The sequence below is a fragment of the Sphingopyxis sp. LARHCG72 genome (assembly GCF_052871675.1).
Genome location: NZ_JBIXJU010000007.1, coordinates 24,217 through 41,445, shown reverse-complemented (window position 1 = coordinate 41,445; position 17,229 = coordinate 24,217). Strand labels below are relative to the sequence as shown.

14 protein-coding genes are annotated in these 17,229 nt (G+C 65.2%); 2 read left to right on the top strand and 12 right to left on the bottom strand.

Annotation, left to right across the window (positions count from 1 at the left end; genetic code table 11):
- Positions 1 to 2: 2 nt before the first annotated feature.
- The 4 genes from ACIPPQ_RS15980 to ACIPPQ_RS15965 are packed head-to-tail and all read right to left on the bottom strand — an operon-like array spanning position 3 to position 3,683.
- Positions 3 to 1,082, bottom strand: coding sequence for an NAD(P)H-dependent flavin oxidoreductase (locus ACIPPQ_RS15980; RefSeq protein ID WP_446545057.1), 1,080 nt, complete (start codon positions 1,080 to 1,082; stop codon positions 3 to 5).
- Positions 1,082 to 1,990: an enoyl-CoA hydratase gene (locus tag ACIPPQ_RS15975; RefSeq protein ID WP_446545056.1), complete on the bottom strand. Its 909-nt coding sequence runs from the start codon at positions 1,988 to 1,990 to the stop codon at positions 1,082 to 1,084. Before ACIPPQ_RS15975 ends, ACIPPQ_RS15980 begins: the two co-directional genes overlap by 1 nt.
- Positions 1,991 to 1,993: 3 nt before the next feature.
- Complete coding sequence (locus tag ACIPPQ_RS15970; protein ID WP_446545055.1) at positions 1,994 to 2,794, bottom strand: CoA-transferase subunit beta; 801 nt, start codon at positions 2,792 to 2,794, stop codon at positions 1,994 to 1,996.
- Between the two features lie 13 nt (positions 2,795 to 2,807).
- On the bottom strand, positions 2,808 to 3,683 hold the full coding sequence (locus tag ACIPPQ_RS15965) for a CoA transferase subunit A (RefSeq protein ID WP_446545054.1): 876 nt from the start codon (positions 3,681 to 3,683) through the stop codon (positions 2,808 to 2,810).
- A 150-nt stretch (positions 3,684 to 3,833) separates the two neighbouring features.
- Here ACIPPQ_RS15965 and ACIPPQ_RS15960 point away from each other — a divergent pair, with 150 nt between their 5' ends.
- Positions 3,834 to 4,604, top strand: a complete 771-nt coding sequence (locus ACIPPQ_RS15960; RefSeq protein ID WP_446545053.1) for an SDR family oxidoreductase — start codon at positions 3,834 to 3,836, stop codon at positions 4,602 to 4,604.
- Between the two features lie 43 nt (positions 4,605 to 4,647).
- Here ACIPPQ_RS15960 and ACIPPQ_RS15955 read toward each other — a convergent pair whose 3' ends face one another.
- Complete coding sequence (locus ACIPPQ_RS15955; RefSeq protein ID WP_446545052.1) at positions 4,648 to 5,505, bottom strand: tyrosine-protein phosphatase; 858 nt, start codon at positions 5,503 to 5,505, stop codon at positions 4,648 to 4,650.
- A 57-nt stretch (positions 5,506 to 5,562) separates the two neighbouring features.
- Positions 5,563 to 7,806 (bottom strand): TonB-dependent receptor, encoded by a 2,244-nt coding sequence (locus ACIPPQ_RS15950; RefSeq protein WP_446545051.1) that lies wholly within the window; start codon positions 7,804 to 7,806, stop codon positions 5,563 to 5,565.
- Between the two features lie 135 nt (positions 7,807 to 7,941).
- Between ACIPPQ_RS15950 and ACIPPQ_RS15945 the strand changes: the two genes are divergently transcribed.
- Complete coding sequence (locus ACIPPQ_RS15945) at positions 7,942 to 8,568, top strand: TetR/AcrR family transcriptional regulator (RefSeq protein ID WP_446545050.1); 627 nt, start codon at positions 7,942 to 7,944, stop codon at positions 8,566 to 8,568.
- A 14-nt stretch (positions 8,569 to 8,582) separates the two neighbouring features.
- Here ACIPPQ_RS15945 and ACIPPQ_RS15940 read toward each other — a convergent pair whose 3' ends face one another.
- The 6 genes from ACIPPQ_RS15940 to ACIPPQ_RS15915 all read right to left on the bottom strand — a co-directional run bounded on the left by ACIPPQ_RS15940 (position 8,583) and on the right by ACIPPQ_RS15915 (position 17,167).
- Complete coding sequence (locus tag ACIPPQ_RS15940) at positions 8,583 to 10,664, bottom strand: beta-glucosidase (protein WP_446545049.1); 2,082 nt, start codon at positions 10,662 to 10,664, stop codon at positions 8,583 to 8,585.
- A 1-nt stretch (position 10,665) separates the two neighbouring features.
- The gene (locus ACIPPQ_RS15935; RefSeq protein WP_446545048.1) at positions 10,666 to 12,084 is read right to left on the bottom strand and encodes an MFS transporter; all 1,419 of its coding nucleotides are present in this window, start codon (positions 12,082 to 12,084) and stop codon (positions 10,666 to 10,668) included.
- A gap of 76 nt (positions 12,085 to 12,160) precedes the next feature.
- A complete protein-coding gene (locus ACIPPQ_RS15930; RefSeq protein WP_446545047.1) occupies positions 12,161 to 12,820 on the bottom strand; it encodes a TetR/AcrR family transcriptional regulator in 660 nt (219 codons plus the stop codon).
- Between the two features lie 73 nt (positions 12,821 to 12,893).
- Positions 12,894 to 14,270 (bottom strand): sulfatase family protein, encoded by a 1,377-nt coding sequence (locus tag ACIPPQ_RS15925; RefSeq protein WP_446545046.1) that lies wholly within the window; start codon positions 14,268 to 14,270, stop codon positions 12,894 to 12,896.
- The gene (locus ACIPPQ_RS15920; RefSeq protein WP_446545045.1) at positions 14,270 to 16,525 is read right to left on the bottom strand and encodes a TonB-dependent receptor; all 2,256 of its coding nucleotides are present in this window, start codon (positions 16,523 to 16,525) and stop codon (positions 14,270 to 14,272) included. Before ACIPPQ_RS15920 ends, ACIPPQ_RS15925 begins: the two co-directional genes overlap by 1 nt.
- A 144-nt stretch (positions 16,526 to 16,669) precedes the next feature.
- The gene (locus ACIPPQ_RS15915) at positions 16,670 to 17,167 is read right to left on the bottom strand and encodes a PilZ domain-containing protein (protein WP_446545044.1); all 498 of its coding nucleotides are present in this window, start codon (positions 17,165 to 17,167) and stop codon (positions 16,670 to 16,672) included.
- Between the last annotated feature and the right edge of the window lie 62 nt (positions 17,168 to 17,229).

Below are 17,229 nucleotides of genomic sequence, written 5' to 3'. Positions count from 1 at the left end.
GGTCAGGCCCCTGTCTGGGATGAAGAGGAAAGGGCGGCGAGGCGCGCGCGCGCTTCGGTTTCGATCGATGCGATGAGGTCGGCGCAGTTCGGCAGGTCTTCGAGCCGCCCGGCGACGAGGCCGGTCGCCATCAGCCCGTGATCGGGATCGCCCTCGACCACCGCCTTCTGGATCAGCATGGGGGCGGAGGCGGCCATCATCGCCTGCGGCAGGGTAAGCCCGCCGTGGCTGGTCATGCCCTTCGCGGCGCGGAACAGTTCGGCGAACGAGGCGCCCGTCTGGCGCTTCATCTGCAATCCGCTTTCGATTGCGCGGCGCCAGATGCCGAGGCCTGACGAACGCTCGATCCGGTCGAGCAGCGCGTTCTTGATCATCCGCTGTGGCAGGCCGTCGACCTTGGTCGAAACAAGGATGTCGTCGGTGCCCGCCCTGACGTAACGCGCCTTGGTCAAGTCGGGGATCGGGCTTTCGCGCGTCATCAGGAAGCGCGTGCCCATCGCGATGCCGACCGCGCCATAGGCGAGCGCCGCCGCGAGCCCGCGCCCGTCGCCGAAACCGCCCGCGGCGATCACCGGCACCTTCACCGCGTCGAGCACCTGCGGCAGCAGGATCGTCGAGGCGACCGATCCGGTATGCCCGCCGCCTTCGCCGCCCTGCACCGTCACCATGTCGACGCCCAACTGCACCATCTTCTGAGCGTGTTTCACCGCACCGACGGTCGGCACGCAGAGAATGCCCGCATCCTTGAAGCGGCCGATCATCTTCGCATCGGGGCCGCGCCCGAAGCTGACCGCGCGTATCTGGTCGCGATGCTTCAGGATGATCTCGACAATCTCGGCCGCACCCGGCTGGAACATGTGGAAATTGACGCCGAAGGGCCGCTTCGTGCCCGCCTTGACCGCAAGGATCGCGGCCTCGAGCTCGGCGGGCTGCATCACCGCGCCCGCGAGGAAGCCGAAGGCACCCGCCTCGCTTGACGCAATCACCAGCCCCGGCGTCGCGATCCAGCCCATCGCGGTCTGGATCACCGGCAGCCGGCAGCCGAGGCGTTCGGTCAGGATTGTGGCGAGCGCGTCGGCCATCAGCCTTCCTTCGCGTCCTTCTTGTTGGCTTCGGCCATCTTCTTGCCGTCGAACCCGGCGATATAGTCGCCCTTGACCAGGCTGTTGTTGGCGTGCGCGAAATGATGATAGCCGAACGCCGCGTCGATCCCGGCATTCTTGCCCGCCAGCGTCTCCATATGGTTGCACGCCTGCTTCGCGAGCTGCAGCGCGAGGCGCGGCTGCGTCGCGATCCGCTCCGCGATCCGCTTGACCTCATCCGCGAGGTCAGCGCGCGGCACGACGCGGTTGACCATCCCGGCTTCGCGCGCGCGTTCGGCGCCCATCCGCTCGCCGAGGAACAGGAATTCCTTGGCCAGCCGAACGTTGAGTTCGTGACAATGCGCGAAATATTCGAGCCCCGGGAAGCCCATCTGCAGCACCGGATCCTGAAAAAAGGCGTCGTCCGAGGCGATGATCAGGTCGCACACCCACGCGAGCATCAGCCCTCCGGCAATGCAGCCGCCGTGGACCTGTGCGATGGTCGGCTTGGGAATGTCCCGCCACCTTTTGCACATGCCCAGATATTGCTCATGCTCGCGGGCATAGGCCTTTTCGGCGCCCGCCTTGGTCGAATGATCGTACCACATCAGCCGGCGCTCGACGGGCGAATGAAAGTCGCGTCCGGGCGTGCCGATGTCGTGCCCGGCGCTGAAATGCTTGGCGTCCGATTTCAGGACGATGACCTTGACCGCATCGTCGTCGACGGCGCGGAAAAAGGCGTCGTCGAGCGCATAGGTCATCTGGCTGTTCTGGACATTGTGATATTGCGGGCGGTTCAGCGTCACCCACGCAATGCCGTCCGCCGCCTCATAGAGGATCGGCGTATCGGTCTCGTAAACCGGGATTTCGTCGACCGGCGGGACCAGCCCGTCATTCTGCTCGGCCATGGCTCAGCTCCTCTTGCCCGCGGGATTGTCCTTGATCACGCCCGCGCGCAGACTGTGCGGGTCGAGCCGCGCGATGATCGCAAGCTGCTCGGCGGTCGGGGCGGGGGTGGTCTTGATCTCGGCTGCGGCTTCGAGCGCGAAGCCGGTCGCGTCCTGCACCTGCTCGAAGGTCACGCCGGGGTGCAGCATGGCGACGCGGATCGCATTGTCCTTGCCGCCGAAATCCATGACGCAGAGGTCGGTGACGATCAGCCGCAGGTCGACGCGGCTGAAATTGACGCCGGGGGCACGGCGCGCGGGATTGTAGCCGACGCTCGACACCATATCGACTTCGCCCTCGACGAAGACGCGCTTCGAATGCGCCGGCACGAACATCGAATTGATGTGGCAGATGCTGTTGCCCGGAAAACCGCGCGCGCCGAGCATCTGCACCTTCGGCTGATCGTAAGTGCCGCCGAGGTAGGAGATGTTCGTCTGCCCGAAGCGGTCGATCTGGCTCGGCGTGACCATCGCGTGGCGCTTGCCCGACCACACCGCGGCGTCGAAGAAGCGCGAGAAGGGCAGGTAGCCCGCCGCCTTGCGATCGTCGTAGCCGCGCGCGCCGAGCGGCACGGGGTCTTCGACCAGATAGGCTTCGCCGTCGGTCATCATCAGTTCGGGGGTGTGCGTCAGCTTGGCGAGGCCGGCGGCGAGGCGCGGCGCGGGGCCGATGCCGGTCGCGACGAGTTCGCCATTGCCGCGCCACGCCTCGGACGCGGCGACGATGAGCTGTTCGCAAAGGGTGAAGTCGGGTGCGGTGGTCATGGTGTCGGCCGCCTCAGAAAATGGGAAGGGGGAGGGCGGCGACGGCGTCCTTGCCGCCGACGCGATCGAGATAACCCGCCTCGTCGGCGCCGATCGTGTCGGCGAGATAGCGGTCCCACCCGCCCTCCTCGCGCGCGCTGTCGGCGTAAGATTTGAGATGCTTTATGTCCCAGCCGTAGGACGGCGGCATCGACGTGGGATGCGCGCCGAGCGGCGCTGCGATCACGCCGTGGACGAAGCAGCGCTCGACGATGTTGGCGCGGGCGTCCTCGGGATAGCTATGGTCCATCCGCTCGACGACCTCTTCGGCCGAGACGAAGGTCTTGTCGGCGGCGCGCGCGAACCATTCGTCATAATAGGTGTCGGGGCCGAGCGCCTGGATATTACCGAGCTTGTCGGCGCGGTGGACGTGGAGCAGCGCGGCGTCAAGCTTGAGCGCGGGCATCGCGAGCAGCACCTCGCCGTCATCATAGGGCGACTGGACCGTCTTGAACCCGCCGTGCGTCATGACGTCGGTGCCGAGCCCCACGTGTGTGGGCAGGAAGGGCAGGCGGAAGGCCGCGGCCTTCAAGCCCCATTGCAGCATGCCTTCGTCGAGTTCGAGAATGTCGAGCCCGCCGGCTTCGCGGGCCCTGCGGAAATAGGGCTCGAGCGGGATCGCGTCCATGGAGACGAAGCCGAAGATGACCTTCTTCACCTTGCCCGCGGCGCAGAGCATTCCGATGTCGGGGCCGCCATAGGCCACGATGGTGAGGTCGGTGAGATCCGAACGCAGGATCGCGCGCACGAGCGCCATCGGCTTGCGCCGCGGGCCCCAGCCGGCGATCCCGATCGTCATCCCGCTTTTCAGCGAGCCGACGAACTGCTCGATGGTCAATTGCTTGTTCAACCCGCTCTCCAGTGATCATGCGACGGACGGCATGTGCTCCGCCATTGTCCGATCCGATTAGGGAGTCTGGCGGCGGGTCCGATACCGCCATATGGGGGGAGACTTTCCTCCGGCCGGAGCGAAGAGGTCAGGCGCATGATGGAGGTGGACATGACGGACGGAAAAGGGCGCGTCGCACTGGTCACGGGGGGCGGCAAGGGCATCGGCCGTGCGATTGCCGAACGCCTGCTCGCCGATGGTTTCGACGTCGTGATCTGCGGCCGCAACGCGCCCGCCGAGCTTCCGTCGAACGCGGGGCGCGCCGCGACGTTCGAGGCGTGCGACGTCCGTTCGGCGGACGAGGTGCAGGCGATGGTGGGCCGCATCGAGGCGCGCCATGGCCGGCTCGACCTTGTCGTTAACAATGCCGGCGGTTCGCCCGAGGCCGACGCCGCGACCGCGTCGCCGCGTTTCTCCGAACGCGTCCTTGCGCTCAACCTGCTGGGGCCGCTCCACGTCGCGCAGGCGGCGAACCGGATCATGCAGGCGCAGGCCGAGGGTGGGGCCATCGTCAATATCGCCAGCGTGTCGGGCGTGCGCCCCTCGCCGGGAACCGCGGTCTATGGCGCGGCGAAGGCGGGGTTGCTCAGCCTGACCGAATCGCTCGCGATGGAATGGGGGCCGAAGGTGCGGGTCAACGCGGTCGTCGTCGGGCTCGTCGCGACCGAAGCGGCGGCCGACCATTATGGCGGCGAAGCGGGCATGAAGCGCATCGATGCGATGCTGCCGCTCGGTCGCATGGCGCGCGGGGCCGACATTGCCGGGGCTGTGAGCTTCCTCGCCTCGGCCGACGCCGCCTATGTCAGCGGCGCGAAGATCGCGGTGCACGGCGGCGGCGAACGACCGCTGTTCCTCACGCTGGCTGAAGCGAAGGGCGAATAGAGTTCGCCAAGGCCGCCCGCAGGCGGCCCTGACCGGGTCCGGATCAGCTCAGCATCCGCTTGCGCAGCCGCTTCCGCGCCGCCGCATCGACGCCAAGTTCCTGCGCCAGATAGGCGTCGACGCTGCCGTAATCCTTGTTGATCTGTTCGAAGGCGGCGTCGAGATAGGCACGCTCGACCCCCAGCAGGGGCTTGGCGACATCGGCGGGCAGCGCCGACATCGCGGCGTTCATCCCCGCATCGGCGCGCAGAGCGTCCGCATCGAGCAGGGTGTTGCTCAGCAGATAATCCTCCATGATCGTTTCATAGGGAACGCCGAGCGCGCTGAGCACCAGCGCGACGCCGAGGCCGGTGCGGTCCTTGCCCGCGGTGCAGTTGACGATGACCGCCTTGTCCGAGGTGAGGAGCCGGTCGAACAGGATGCGGTATGACGCCGCCTGTTCCTTGGGGAAACCGCGATACCCCTGGATCATCACACCGCGCATCGTTTCGGCGTCGAACTTTGCGCCCTTCGCGAACAATGCGCCCAGATTGCCGCCCGACAAATCATAGTCACGCGTCCAATAACCGACGTCGGCGGTCTGCATCCACGGCGCCTTGTCGCCCTGCCGCTCGCGCGTCGAGCGCAGGTCGATGATCGACCCAACCGACAGCTTGCGGATCAGCGCCTGATCATCGGCGGTATAGCGTCCGACCGATGCCGAGCGATAGAGCTTGCCCCAGGTCACCATATGGCCGTCGGCGGTGCGGTAGCCGCCGACGTCGCGAAAATTGTCGCCGCCGGTCATCGCGATCTCGCGCGTCCTTTCGGGCGCCGGTGCGGCCTGCGTGGCCGGGGCCGCATCGTGCGCGATTACCGGTGCAGGTGCGAGGAGCAGCAGGGCGATCAATGTCTTTTTCATTCTTCTTCTTCCTTCCGAAAATCCGCCCGGCAGCGTTTCCGCCACCGGGCGCCCCCCTCAGAACTTCACGCGGGCTTCGAGGCCATAAGTTCGCGGTTCGTTATAGAATCGCGCGGTTGTGCGGCCGCCGATGCGGAAATCCAACAGATTGTAGGTCGCGTTGGTCAGATTCTTGCCCCAGACCGCGATTTCCATCTCGCCCCCGCCCAGTGCGATTTCGCCGAGCGACAGGCGGCCGTTGAGCAGCAGTGCCTTGTCCGCTTTCTCCGTCACCGTGCCGTTGGGGATATAATTGCCTGCGGTGTCGAGCCCGAGGTGCGCGCGCAGCTGGCCGAAGGAAAAAGCCGGGAACAGATAATCGGCCGAGAAGCTTGCGGTATGCTTCGGCGTGAAGGCCGAGGAACTCTGTTCGATCACGCCGGTGAACACGTTGCGTACGGGCGTCGGCGGCGCGTCGGTGTAAACATAATTGGCCGACAGCGACAGGCCGCGCACGGGGACGAGCGTGATGTCGGCCTCGATACCCTTGATCTTGCGCTTTTCGGGGGCGTTCACCGTTTCGGTGTTCGACACGAAGGCGGGGTTGACGAAATCGACCTGCTGGTCCGACAGGCGGCTGGCATAGGCGGCAAGGTTGACGCGCAGGCGGCGGTCGAAGAGGTCGGCCTTCACGCCGACTTCCCACGCGGTCAGCTCTTCCTCGCCGAAGGTGCGCAGGATCGTCGATCGCGTGTTGGCACCGCCGGCGCGATAGGCGCGGCTCCACTTCACATAGGCGTTGATATCCTCGCTGAAGTCATAGGCGACGGTGGCCATCGGGTCGACGCGCTTCGAATTGAAGACGAACGACAGGTTGGGATTGACCCCGGCGATGAACAGCAAGCGGCCGTCCTTGTGATCGTCGGTGTAACGCGCACCCGCGGTCAGGTGCAGCCCACGGATCATCTCGGGCGACCAGGTCGCCTGCCCGAACAGCGCCTTCGAGCGGACGCGGACTTCGGCCGCGCGATCGGGAAGTCGGTTGAGCGCGGCGTCGGGCGTCGGCTCGGGGAAGAGGTTGACCCCGGTGAGTGTCGAATTGAGCGTCGATGTCGAATAGACGATCGCCTCGTCGCGGCCGTTTTCCTTGAAATAATAGCCGCCGAGGACGAATTTCAGTTCGCCGACGTCGCCGACGAGCTGCACTTCCTGGCTGAACTGGTTCTGCTTTACATTGGCGTAGCTCAGGCGCCCGAAGCGGCGATTGGGTCCCCAGGTCGTGTTCGTCCCTTCGTCGCCGTCCATCTGCGTCGAATCGAGGTTCCGCCAAGCCGAGATCGAGCGGAGCGTCAGCGCGTCGCTCATTTCCCATTCGGCGGTCAGGCTGTGGCCCTTTGCCTCCTGCGGATTGCGATAGAGCGGAAGGCCGATCCGGCCGACCTTCACGCGGCCGGTGTCGACCTTCATGAACGAGGGCGTCACCGCCGGTGCCTGATGGATCGCTGCGACATAGTGATAGAGGCCCGTCGATTTGTCGCGCGAGAGATCGTAGGAATAGAGGATCGAGACATTGTCGACGGGGCGCAGCAGAGCCGAAATCTTGAAGCCGTATTTCTTGATCTCGCCATAGTCGAGCGCGTCGCCGCCGAGCGGGTTCTGTACGAGCCCGCCCCGTCCTTCGAAGACCCCGTCGACCTTGACGCTGATCCCCGCCGCTTCGGGCAGGTTGAGGTGCGCCGCGAACGAGCGACCGCGATAATTGCCGATCCCCGCCTTCATGTCGAAGCCGAGTTCGCCCGTAGGCTTCTTCGATACGACGCTTATCGCGCCGCCGATCGTGTTGCGCCCGAACAAGGTTCCCTGCGGGCCGCGCAATACCTCGATGCGCTCGATGTCGGCGAGTTCCATGCCGAGCCCGGAGACGCGGCCAAGGTAGACGCTGTCGACATAAACGCCGACGGTGGCGTCGCGCGTCACCTGCGTCGCGTCGACGGGAACCAGCCCGCGCATCCCGATGCTGACCGCCGAAACGCGGCCGACGAAAGGCGCGATGCGGATCGACGGAACGGCGCCGGTGAACAGGTCGGACAGCGAACCGATGCCCTTTTGCTCGAGCGCTTCCGAACCGAGCGCGACCATCGAAATCGGCGTGTCCTGCAGATTTTCTTCACGCTTCTGCGCCGTCACCACAATGTCTTCGACGCCGATGGCCGGTTGGTCGGTCGTTTGGGCCGCCCTTTCCTGCGCAGCGGCCGACGTCGCCACCAGCCAGGTCGCAGCCGACGCCGCCAACGCGACGCGTGCCAGACGCAATTTTCCCATGAACATTCAGACTCCCTCCCTGTTGTCGCGGATTGTTCCGCTCTGATTCATCTACTCAAGAGTAGGTGAAATTGGAGGCGGCGACAAGACGAATTGCAACAGGCGCGGGAATCGGCCAGATACGGCGCCATGCACATGACCATTCCGATGCCGTCGACGCGTAAGGAGCGCGCGGATGCGACCCGCGAAGCGATTTTGCGCGAGGCCGAGCATGTGTTCGCAGTCACCGGGTTCCGGGCGGCGCGGCTGGAGGATATCGGCGAAGCGGTCGGCATCCGCCGGCCCTCGCTGCTCCATCATTTTGCGACGAAGCAGATGCTCTATGACGCGGTCGAGGAGCGTATCTTCGAGCAGATGAGCGCGGCGAGTGAGGTGCGTATCGCGGGCGTAGCGGATCCGATGGCGCGGCTGCTGGCGCACCTCGACGCCTGGCTCGACTTTTTCGTCGGCCGCCCGTCGGCCGCCCGCATCCTACAGCGCCTGATCGCCGATACGGCCGTCCGGCAGGACAATCCCGTGCAGTTTTCCTATGTCGTGCTCGACGACATGGAACGGACGTTGACCCACGGGATCGCGAAGGGCGCATTCGTCCCGATTTCGACGATGACGTTCATCAACGCGGTCGCGGGCGGAATCCTCTTCTATGTCTGCAACAGCCGCCAGGTTGGCGAGCAGCGCAATTACGACCCGTCCAATCCCGCCGATCTGGCCGTGTTCAGGACCCTGCTGCACAAACTTGCCAGATCCGCCGTATCTCCTTGAATCGCGGCCGCCTTCTATAGTCGAACCGACGCGCGAAGCTCGCTTTCCGCGCCGTCGGACAAGATGATGTCATAGTCGCCGGGTTCGAACCGCCATCCATGCGTGCGCGCGTCGCGATAGCGCAGGTCGTCCAGATCGATGGTCATCGCGACCGTGCGCGCTTCGCCGGGCTCGAGCGAAACGCGCGTAAAGGCCTTGAGCGCGCGCGGCCAGCGTTCGACCTGGCCCGGATAGCCGACATAGCACAAGATACTGTCATCGCCCGCGCGGTCGCCGACATTGGCGACGGTCACCGAGATATTCAGCGTCCTGTCGTCGGCCGTGACGCGCAGCGCGCGGCGCGCGAAGCGCGTGTAGCTGAGGCCATGCCCGAAGGCATAGCGCGGCTGAACGCCGTCGCGCGCCAGCTTCGCATAGCCGTGCCAATAGTCATAGGTGATCGCATCGGCGTCGCGATCGAAGAACGGATAGTCGGCGGGGTCGCGCGCCACGGTGAAGGGGAGGCGTCCCGACGGGTTGACCGTGCTGAACAGGATGTCGGCGAGCGCGGTTCCGCCTTCCATGCCCGCATAAAAGGTTTGGAGGATCGCCGACGCCTGTTCGCGCCACCGCTCGACCAGCACCGCCGAGCCTGCGACGATCGCGACGACGACAGGCGTGCCGGTCGCGGCGACGGCTTCGATGAGCGCGACCTGCTCCGCGGGCAGGTCGAGCGACAGCCGGTCGCCGCCGATTGCGGGGCGGCGGCCGCTGCCGTCGCTTTCCTGTCCCAGCGTGATGTCACCCGGAATATATTCGCCTTCTTCGCGCGCGGTATAGCCCGCGACGATCAGCGCGACGTCTGCATCGCGCGCCGCCGCGACCGCGGCATCGATATCATCCTCGTCGCCCGTCGCAATCGCGTCGGCGCCCAGCATGGTGCGCAGGGCTTCAAGCGGCGTTGTGACATAAGGCGCACGGACGCGGCTCGATCCCATGTCGCCGGTATTCTCCAGTGCTGCCAGTCGGCCGAGCACGGCGAGGCGGCGAAGCTTCGCGCGGTCGAGCGGCAGCACGCCGTTATTTTCGAGCAGCACGATCGATTTCTCGGCGGCTTCGCGGGCGAGGGCGACATGTTCGGGCGACGCGACCAGTTCGATGGGGTATTCGGTCAGCGGGTCGGGCGCGCAGGCAAAGCGATATTGGGTGCGCAGGATATTGCGGCACGCGCGGTCGATTACCCACGGCGCGACATGCCCCGCCTCGACCGCGGCAACAAGCTTGTCGCCGAGGATCTGCGGCTCGGGGTTTTCGATATCGAGTCCCGCGGCGACCGCATAGGGTTTGTAGAGGCCCATCACCCAGTCTGAGTGGACGAAGCCCGAAAAGCCCCACTCGCCGCGCAAGATGTCGGTGAGCAGGCCGTGGTGCTGTCCGCAATATTCGCCATCGCACTTGTTGTAGGCGCTCATTACGGTCGCGACGCCGGCGTCGAGCGCCGCCTTGAAATGCGGCAGATAGATTTCGTGAAGCGCGCGTTCGTCGACCTGCACGTCGACCTTGAAGCGCGCATTTTCCATCGAATTGAGCGCGAAATGCTTGACCGTCGCCATCACATTCTGGGTCTGGATGCCAAGGCCCAGCGCGCTGCCCATCGCGCCCAGATGATGCGGGTCTTCGCCATAGGTTTCCTGTGCGCGCCCCCAGGCCGGATGGCGCAGGATGTTGATGCAGACAGCCCCCGACAGGTCGCAGTCCTGCGCGCGGATTTCCTTGCCCATCGCTTCGCCGATCCGCATCTCGAGGTCGGTGTCGAAGGTCGCGCCGCGCGCCATCGTGCACGGAAAGCAGGTGCTCTGGCCGCGCGCGACGCCGCGCGGGCCGTCGGTGAACCACAGGGGCGGGACGCCGAGCCGCTCGATCCCGCTGCCGGCGCGATAGGGACGCGCGCCCCACAACCGGTCGTCGGCCATGAACTCCTGGAAAAAGCCGCGGCCCGACAGCATGCCGACCTTTTCGGCGAGTGTGGCATGGTCCATGATCGCATCGATCGTTTCGGCGATCCATTGATCGGAAGCGCCGCGCCGGGGTGCGAAATCAAACTGCTGGTCGGTCATGTCATATATCCATGTTTCGGGTGGAAGAGGCCCGGCCGCTGCGGCGCGCATTGCGCCAACCGATCGCGCGGACGAGGCGCGCGTGGGTGCGGGTGTCGAGCGGGTAGAAATAGATGAACAGGCCGGCGCCGATCGCGAGCGTGGCGGGGGCGAGCGTCGCCAGCCCGCGAATGTTCGTGAGCGCTTCGGGGGTTTGCGCGACGTTGGGGACATAGCCGATCAGGTCGAGCAGGATGCCGATCAGGCCTGTGCCGACGCCGAGCGCGACCTTTTGCGTGAAGGCGAGGAAGCCGACGAGCGCGCCCTCGGCACGCAGCCCGGTCTGCCATTCGCCGACCTCGACCGTGTCGGGCAGCATCGACCAGAAGGTCAGTGCGAAGGCGGCGTTCCCGACCCCGCTGAGCGCGAGCAGGCCATAAAGCAGCGCACCGGCCTTCGGTGCGAGCGCGAAGATCAGGATATTGGCGGTCGCGCTGATCGCGATCCCGCTGAGCCACACGGCGCGTTTTCCGATGCGCTGCGTCAGTTTGACCCACGCCAGCATCGACAGCGCGGCGGCGGCGAGCGACACCGTCAGTCCGATCGTGATGGTCTCTTCCGACCCCGCATAATATTTCATGTAATAGAGGAGCGCCTTGCCGCCCATCGCATAGCCGACCGATCCGACGAGCGTCGCGCCGAGCAGCAGCAGGAACACCCGGTTCGTCCGTACCGCCCCGAGCATCGCGCCGAAGGTCGGATGCGCATCGGGCGCTTCGCCGATCGCCTCGCGCGTACGCCCGAAACAATTGAGCAGGACGAGCGTCGCGATGGCGGCATAGAGCACGGCGACCCAGAGAAATCCTTCGCGCCCGCCGCCGAAGCGGGCAACAAGCGGAAGCGTCGCGGCGGCGAGGAACAATCCCGTGAGGATCGCAAACAGCATCCGCGCCCCGGCGAGGCGCGACCGGGTGAGCGAATCCGCACTCATCCGCGCCGACAGCGCGACAAAGGGAATGTTCACGACGGTATAGACGGTGCGGAACAATATATGCGTTGCGAGGCAGAAAGCGGCGAGGGCATTGCCTGACAATCCGAGCGGCACGAACATCGCGATGAACGCGATTGCGAGGACCGGCGCGCCGAACAGCAGATAGGGACGATAGCTGCCGAACCGGCTTCGCGTCCGGCTGGCGATGACGCCCATCGCGGGATCGGTGATTCCCTCCCAGACGAGCGCGGCCATGATGATCAACCCGGCGACCGAGGCCGAGAGGCCGAGCACGTCGGTGTAGAAATAGAGGAGGAAGAGCGAGCAGAAGGTGAAGTAGAGATTGAAGGCGAGATCGCCCGATCCGTAAGCGATCACCTGTCCGGTCGGCAGACGCGGTTGCTCCATGGACGCGGGGCGTATTGCCGTCCCGCCGCTGACATCGGCCATCCTCGTCTCTCCCTTTTATAGAGGAAGCTTATCGCAACGAAATTCGCCTGTCTCTAATTTTTATCCAGATGGATAATTATTTTTGTCCGGCAGCCTCGGCCGCTTTCAGGCCGGGCATGAACAGGGAAATGATCGCGTCGGAATAGGCCTCGATCGTCTCGTTCGACAGCGCATCGATGCCGTGCGTCAACTTGGCTTCGGCGGCGAGGTTGAAGATCGACTGGGCGGCGCCGGTCATCGCATAGACCATCAATGTCGGGTCGACCCGCGGCATCGTCCCTTCGTCCATCAGCGCGTTCCATCGCGCGAAAATCCGGTCGTGGCTGGGGCGGATGAAGTTTTCGGACGCCCACGCGAGCCGTTCGTTGTTGCGAAAGGATTCCTGGACCATCAGCCGCGCATGTTCGGGATGCTCCGCGCAATAGCGGACATAGCGCCGCAGCGAGATTTCGAACGCCTTGTACGGCGGCAGGTCGGCCTCGCCGGGCTCGGCGCGCAATATCTCGCTCATCCGGGTGAACATCAGCCGGACGGCCTCGCGCCACAATTCGTCCTTCGTGCCGAAATGATATTTGATCAGCCCGTGCTGGACGCCGACGCTTTCGGCAATTTCGCGGACCCCGACCCCATCGAAGCCGTGGCGCGAAAAGAGCAGCAGCGCTTCTTCGACAATTCGCTGGCGCGTCGCGACCCCGCGATCCTGCGCCTTTCTTTTCGGTGCCGTTTTCGACTGCAATCTGTTTGCCCCGGACTGGATATAATTCGATACCGATACCAGCGACGCGCCGGCACAGGCAATGACCGATGGGTCAGGGCAGGGTCTTCCCGCCGGGTAGCCGGTCGAGCTCCTTCTTGCGCCCCAGCGGTTCGTAGGTCTGGCGATATTGCTCGAAGCGCGCGCGCATGTCCTTCACGACATCGGGATGGCGCGTCGCGAGGTTATAGTCCTCGCTGGGGTCGCTGCGCACGTCGAATAGCAGGTTGGCGCCGATGCGCGCGAGCGGCAGGTCATATTCGCGGTAATAGCTGCGCGCGACGAATTTCCAGCGGTCGGTGCGGATCGCTGCGACCTTTTCATTGTCGAACAGGATCAGCGCATCGTGCGGGCTGGGCGCGCCTTTCTGCCACACCGCGCTGATATCCTTGCCATCGACGACCAGCCCCTTGGGTAGCGGTTTGCCCGCGAGCGCGGCGAAGGTCGGCAACAGGTCGAAATTCATCGTGATCGCGTTGCTGCGGCTTCCTGCAGGAATCCGGCCGGGCGCCCAAGCGACGAAGGGGACGCGGTAGCCGCCGTCCCAGCCCGCGCCGCCCTTGCGATCGCGAAGCGGACCCGCCGATCCTTCGAACCACGGGCCATTGTCCGACGTGACGATGACATAGGTATCGTTTTGCAGGTTAAGCCGCTCGAGTTGCTCGCGCAGGCGGCCGAGTTCGGAATCGACCTCCTCGACGACGTCGCCATAGTCACCTGCAGGCGAATGGCCGGCGTGCTCCTTGCTCGGGTGCAGCGGGATATGCGGCGCGGTCAGCGCCAGCATCAGGAAGAAGGGGCGGCTCTGGTTGGTTTCGACGAAGTCGCTGGCGCGCGCGAAGAAGCGCCGCGTCAGCGCCACCATGTCGACGTCTTCTTGCGTGAATTCGACGCCCTTGCCCGCGGTGTAGAGCGACAGCGGCTTCATGTCGTGGCTGTAGGGGAGACCGAAGAAGAGGTCGAAGCCCTGCACCGTCGGCGGCCAATAGGGAGGGGTGTGGCCAAGGTGCCATTTGCCGATCAGCGCCGAGACATAGTCGCGGCCGAGCACTTCCGGGATCGTGACCTCCTCGGGTGGCAGGCCGTTGGTGTCGTTTGCCTGGATCACCTGCCAGGCGAGCCCGGTGCGGATCGGATAGCGCCCGGTCAGGAGGCCGGCGCGCGACGGCGTGCAGATGTTCGCCGACGCATAGGCATCGGTCATCAGCAGCCCGTCGGCGGCAAGGCGGTCGATGTTCGGCGTGCGGATCGCGCGCGAGCCATTGGCGCCGATGTCGCCATAGCCAAGGTCGTCGGCGAGGACGACGATGAAGTTCGGCGGACGCTTGCGCGCCGCCGGAGCTTTCGATTTCGCGAGCGCGAGGGTCGAAACGCCGCCGGCGCCTGCCAGCGCGATAGCGGCCATCAGGCTCCGGCGGTCGAGCGTTTTCATCAGAACCGGTACTCCACGGTGGCGCCGAACTGGCGTGCGGCGGTCGAGGGGAAGAATTGCGACTGGCCGCCGGTGTCGAGCGGCGTGTCATAGATCAGTTCGACGAAGCTCTTGTCGGTCAGGTTCTTGCCCCAGATCCACGCCCGCATCCGGTCGCCGGGCAGCGCGAAGCCCAGCTGTGCATCGAGCAGGCCATAGGCCCTTTGCACCGATTTCGGATCGAGGTCGAGCGCGGTGAAAGTCTTGCCGCGATACGCGTAGGAAAGCTGGCCGAACACGCTCGCGCCCGCCGCCGAGACTTGGGTTTCGTAACGCGCGGTCGCATTCGCCGTGACCTTGGGTGCGTTTGCGAGTTCCTTGCCGGTCAGGTCCTGCCGCGACTGGCCGCCGGAGACGGCACAGCCTTGCGCGACCGTCTGGCCGAAGTAGCAGGGCGCGCCCCTGAAATCGGTATATTCGGCCTTGGTATAGGCTGCACCGCCCATCAGCGTGAAGCCGCCGCCTGCGTTGATGTGGATATCGGCCTCGACCCCGCGCGTACGGAGCGAACCCGCGTTGATCACGTCGAACACCAGCGTTCCCGTGTCCGAAACGCCGATCGCCTGCGCCTGGAAATCGTCGAAGTCGGTGCTGAACAGGGCGATGTTGAAGCGCACGCGGCGATCGAACAATTCGGTCTTCGCACCGACTTCATAAGAGGTCGGGATTTCGGGTTCGACGGTGCGGAGTATCGTCGAATCCTGCAGCGCGTTGAAGCCGCCGCCCTTGAACCCGCGCGCGACGCTGCCGTACAGCGTGACCTCTTCGGTGGGGCGGAACTGCGCGCCGAGGCGCCACGTCCACGCGCCGTCGACGCGCTTCGACTTCTGGTCGACGCGGGGGCCGAGGAGGACGGTGTTCGGATTGGGGAAACGGCGGAAATGCGTGTTCAGCCGTTCGACGGTGTAGCGCAGCCCGCCGAAGACGTTGAACCGGTCGCTCAGATGCCAGGTCGCATCGGCGAAGGCGGCGAAATTCTGCGTGTCGTTCTCGACGAAGATCGCGCGCGACAGCTGGATACCGGGGGGCAGCGGCTGGTCGAACGTCCCCTGCTGCGAATTGCCGAGTTCATAATCCTGATTGAACAGGAACAGTCCGCCGACCCATTCGAACGGCTGGCCTGTGGGCGAGGTCAGGCGCAGTTCCTGCGTGAACTGGCGCTGGTGGCTGTCGCCATTGTTGATGTTGAGCACGGGCGTCGGGCGCTGGTCGGCGTCATTATTGTCGACCGCGCCCCACCAGCGCATCCCGGTGATCGAGGTCAGCGTGATGCCGCTGGCGCTCTCGACATCGACCTGCACCGAACCGCCATAGGTTTCCTGACGGACGAAGGTGTTGCCGTCGAGCGCGACCTGGCGATTCTTCGGGCCGGGGACGATGCCCGCGGCGGTCAGCTGGTTCCGGACGTTCGCGTTGTTGCCGAAGCTGCGGATCGTCCACATGCAGCATTCGGCGTCGCGCGACGAATAATCGCCCACGACGAGCACGCGGATATTGTCGGCGGGTTCCCACAGAAGCTTGGCGCGGCCGCCCCATTCGTCGCGGTTGTTGAGCTTGCTGCCATCGAGGACATTGCGGATATAGCCGTCGCGCTTGGTCAGATAGGCCGAGGCGCGGAAGGCGAGGTTCTGCGTGATGCCGCCGGTAACGGTCCCGCGCAGCACGAACTCGTCGAACTCGCCATAAGTCGCCTGCATTCGCCCACCCCAGGTGTAGCTGGGATCGGTGGTGACGATGTTGAGCACGCCGGCCGACGCATTCTTGCCGAACAGCGTGCCCTGCGGACCGCGCAGCACCTCGACGCGCTGGATGTCGAACAGGTCGGTCATGCCCGCGCCCTGCCGCCCGAACGGAACGCCATCAATGACGATGCCGACCGAGCCCTCGATCGCCGACGAGAAATTGTTGGTGCCGATCCCGCGGATCGCAATCCCCGCACCACGCGGGTTGTTGCTGCCCTGGAACGAGAAGTTGGGGGTGGTCGTCTGAAGCTGCGAAATTTCGGTGATGTTGCGATTGCTCAGCTGTTCGCCGCTGAGCACCGCGACCGACAGCGGGACATCCTGCAACGACTGTTCGCGCTTCTGCGCCGTCACGACGATTTCGGCGCCGCTGGCTTCCTCTGCCGCCGGGGCGGGCGAGGCGGCGGTGTCCTGCGCATAAGCGCCGGTTGCGAGCAGCGTCGATCCCATCAACGCCGCGAAAAGGCTCTTCATCAACATCCTCCCGTTTATATTTATCCAAATGGATAATAATTTGAGGTCGTCGATGTCAAGCGCGAATTCGGATGCGGCAAATGGGGCGCGCGCCGCGGGTTCTGCGTCGCGTCGGGGCTTTGCCAATTATGGGGTTAAGGCGTTTCAGTCGGCCGAAAAGTTCAGCGTCGCGAGGGCGACGATGAACAACAGCGCCGTTGCGGCGAACAGCGCGGTCAGGACGGTGAAGAGAAAGGCGCTGAGCGGCCGCGCGGCGACAAAATCGTCGGTCTCGCCCATCGCGAAGGCCTCGGCGATCGCTTCGGCTTCGTCGTCGTCATGCGGCGCCTTGAGGAGTGCCGCGCTGATTGCGCTCGCGGGGACGGGCGACAGGAATTCGCACCCGAAGGACTTGCCGTCCTCGCGCACGACACGCGCGGGCGCGGCACCGAGTTCGGGCAGGATGAGGATGAAGGTCTCGCCGAGCGCAAAACCGGCATCGCTTTCGATCAGCAGGCCGGTTCGCGAGAGGTTGCGGATGACGACCGCCGTTTCCTGCGTCGACGAACGCGCCGCGACGTCGAGGCGGAGCGTGCGGCGTTCGGTGCGCCGGCGGTCGGCCGTCTCGGCCGGATTCGAAATATGTGCCAGCAAGGATCTCACCGCTGCCTCCTTGGGGGCATCTATGGGCGAACAAGCTTAATATTGGATTTCCATATCGGCAG

Bases quoted from the DNA above. Each gene is read 5' to 3' on its own strand.
- ACIPPQ_RS15980 (WP_446545057.1), bottom strand. From the start codon at position 1,082: ATGGCCGACGCGCTCGCCACAATCCTGACCGAACGCCTCGGCTGCCGG.
- ACIPPQ_RS15975 (WP_446545056.1), bottom strand. From the start codon at position 1,990: ATGGCCGAGCAGAATGACGGGCTGGTCCCGCCGGTCGACGAAATCCCG.
- ACIPPQ_RS15970 (WP_446545055.1), bottom strand. From the start codon at position 2,794: ATGACCACCGCACCCGACTTCACCCTTTGCGAACAGCTCATCGTCGCC.
- ACIPPQ_RS15960 (WP_446545053.1), top strand. From the start codon at position 3,834: ATGACGGACGGAAAAGGGCGCGTCGCACTGGTCACGGGGGGCGGCAAG.
- ACIPPQ_RS15955 (WP_446545052.1), bottom strand. From the start codon at position 5,505: ATGAAAAAGACATTGATCGCCCTGCTGCTCCTCGCACCTGCACCGGTA.
- ACIPPQ_RS15950 (WP_446545051.1), bottom strand. From the start codon at position 7,806: ATGGGAAAATTGCGTCTGGCACGCGTCGCGTTGGCGGCGTCGGCTGCG.
- ACIPPQ_RS15945 (WP_446545050.1), top strand. From the start codon at position 7,942: ATGACCATTCCGATGCCGTCGACGCGTAAGGAGCGCGCGGATGCGACC.
- ACIPPQ_RS15940 (WP_446545049.1), bottom strand. From the start codon at position 10,664: ATGACCGACCAGCAGTTTGATTTCGCACCCCGGCGCGGCGCTTCCGAT.
- ACIPPQ_RS15935 (WP_446545048.1), bottom strand. From the start codon at position 12,084: ATGGCCGATGTCAGCGGCGGGACGGCAATACGCCCCGCGTCCATGGAG.
- ACIPPQ_RS15925 (WP_446545046.1), bottom strand. From the start codon at position 14,270: ATGAAAACGCTCGACCGCCGGAGCCTGATGGCCGCTATCGCGCTGGCA.
- ACIPPQ_RS15920 (WP_446545045.1), bottom strand. From the start codon at position 16,525: ATGAAGAGCCTTTTCGCGGCGTTGATGGGATCGACGCTGCTCGCAACC.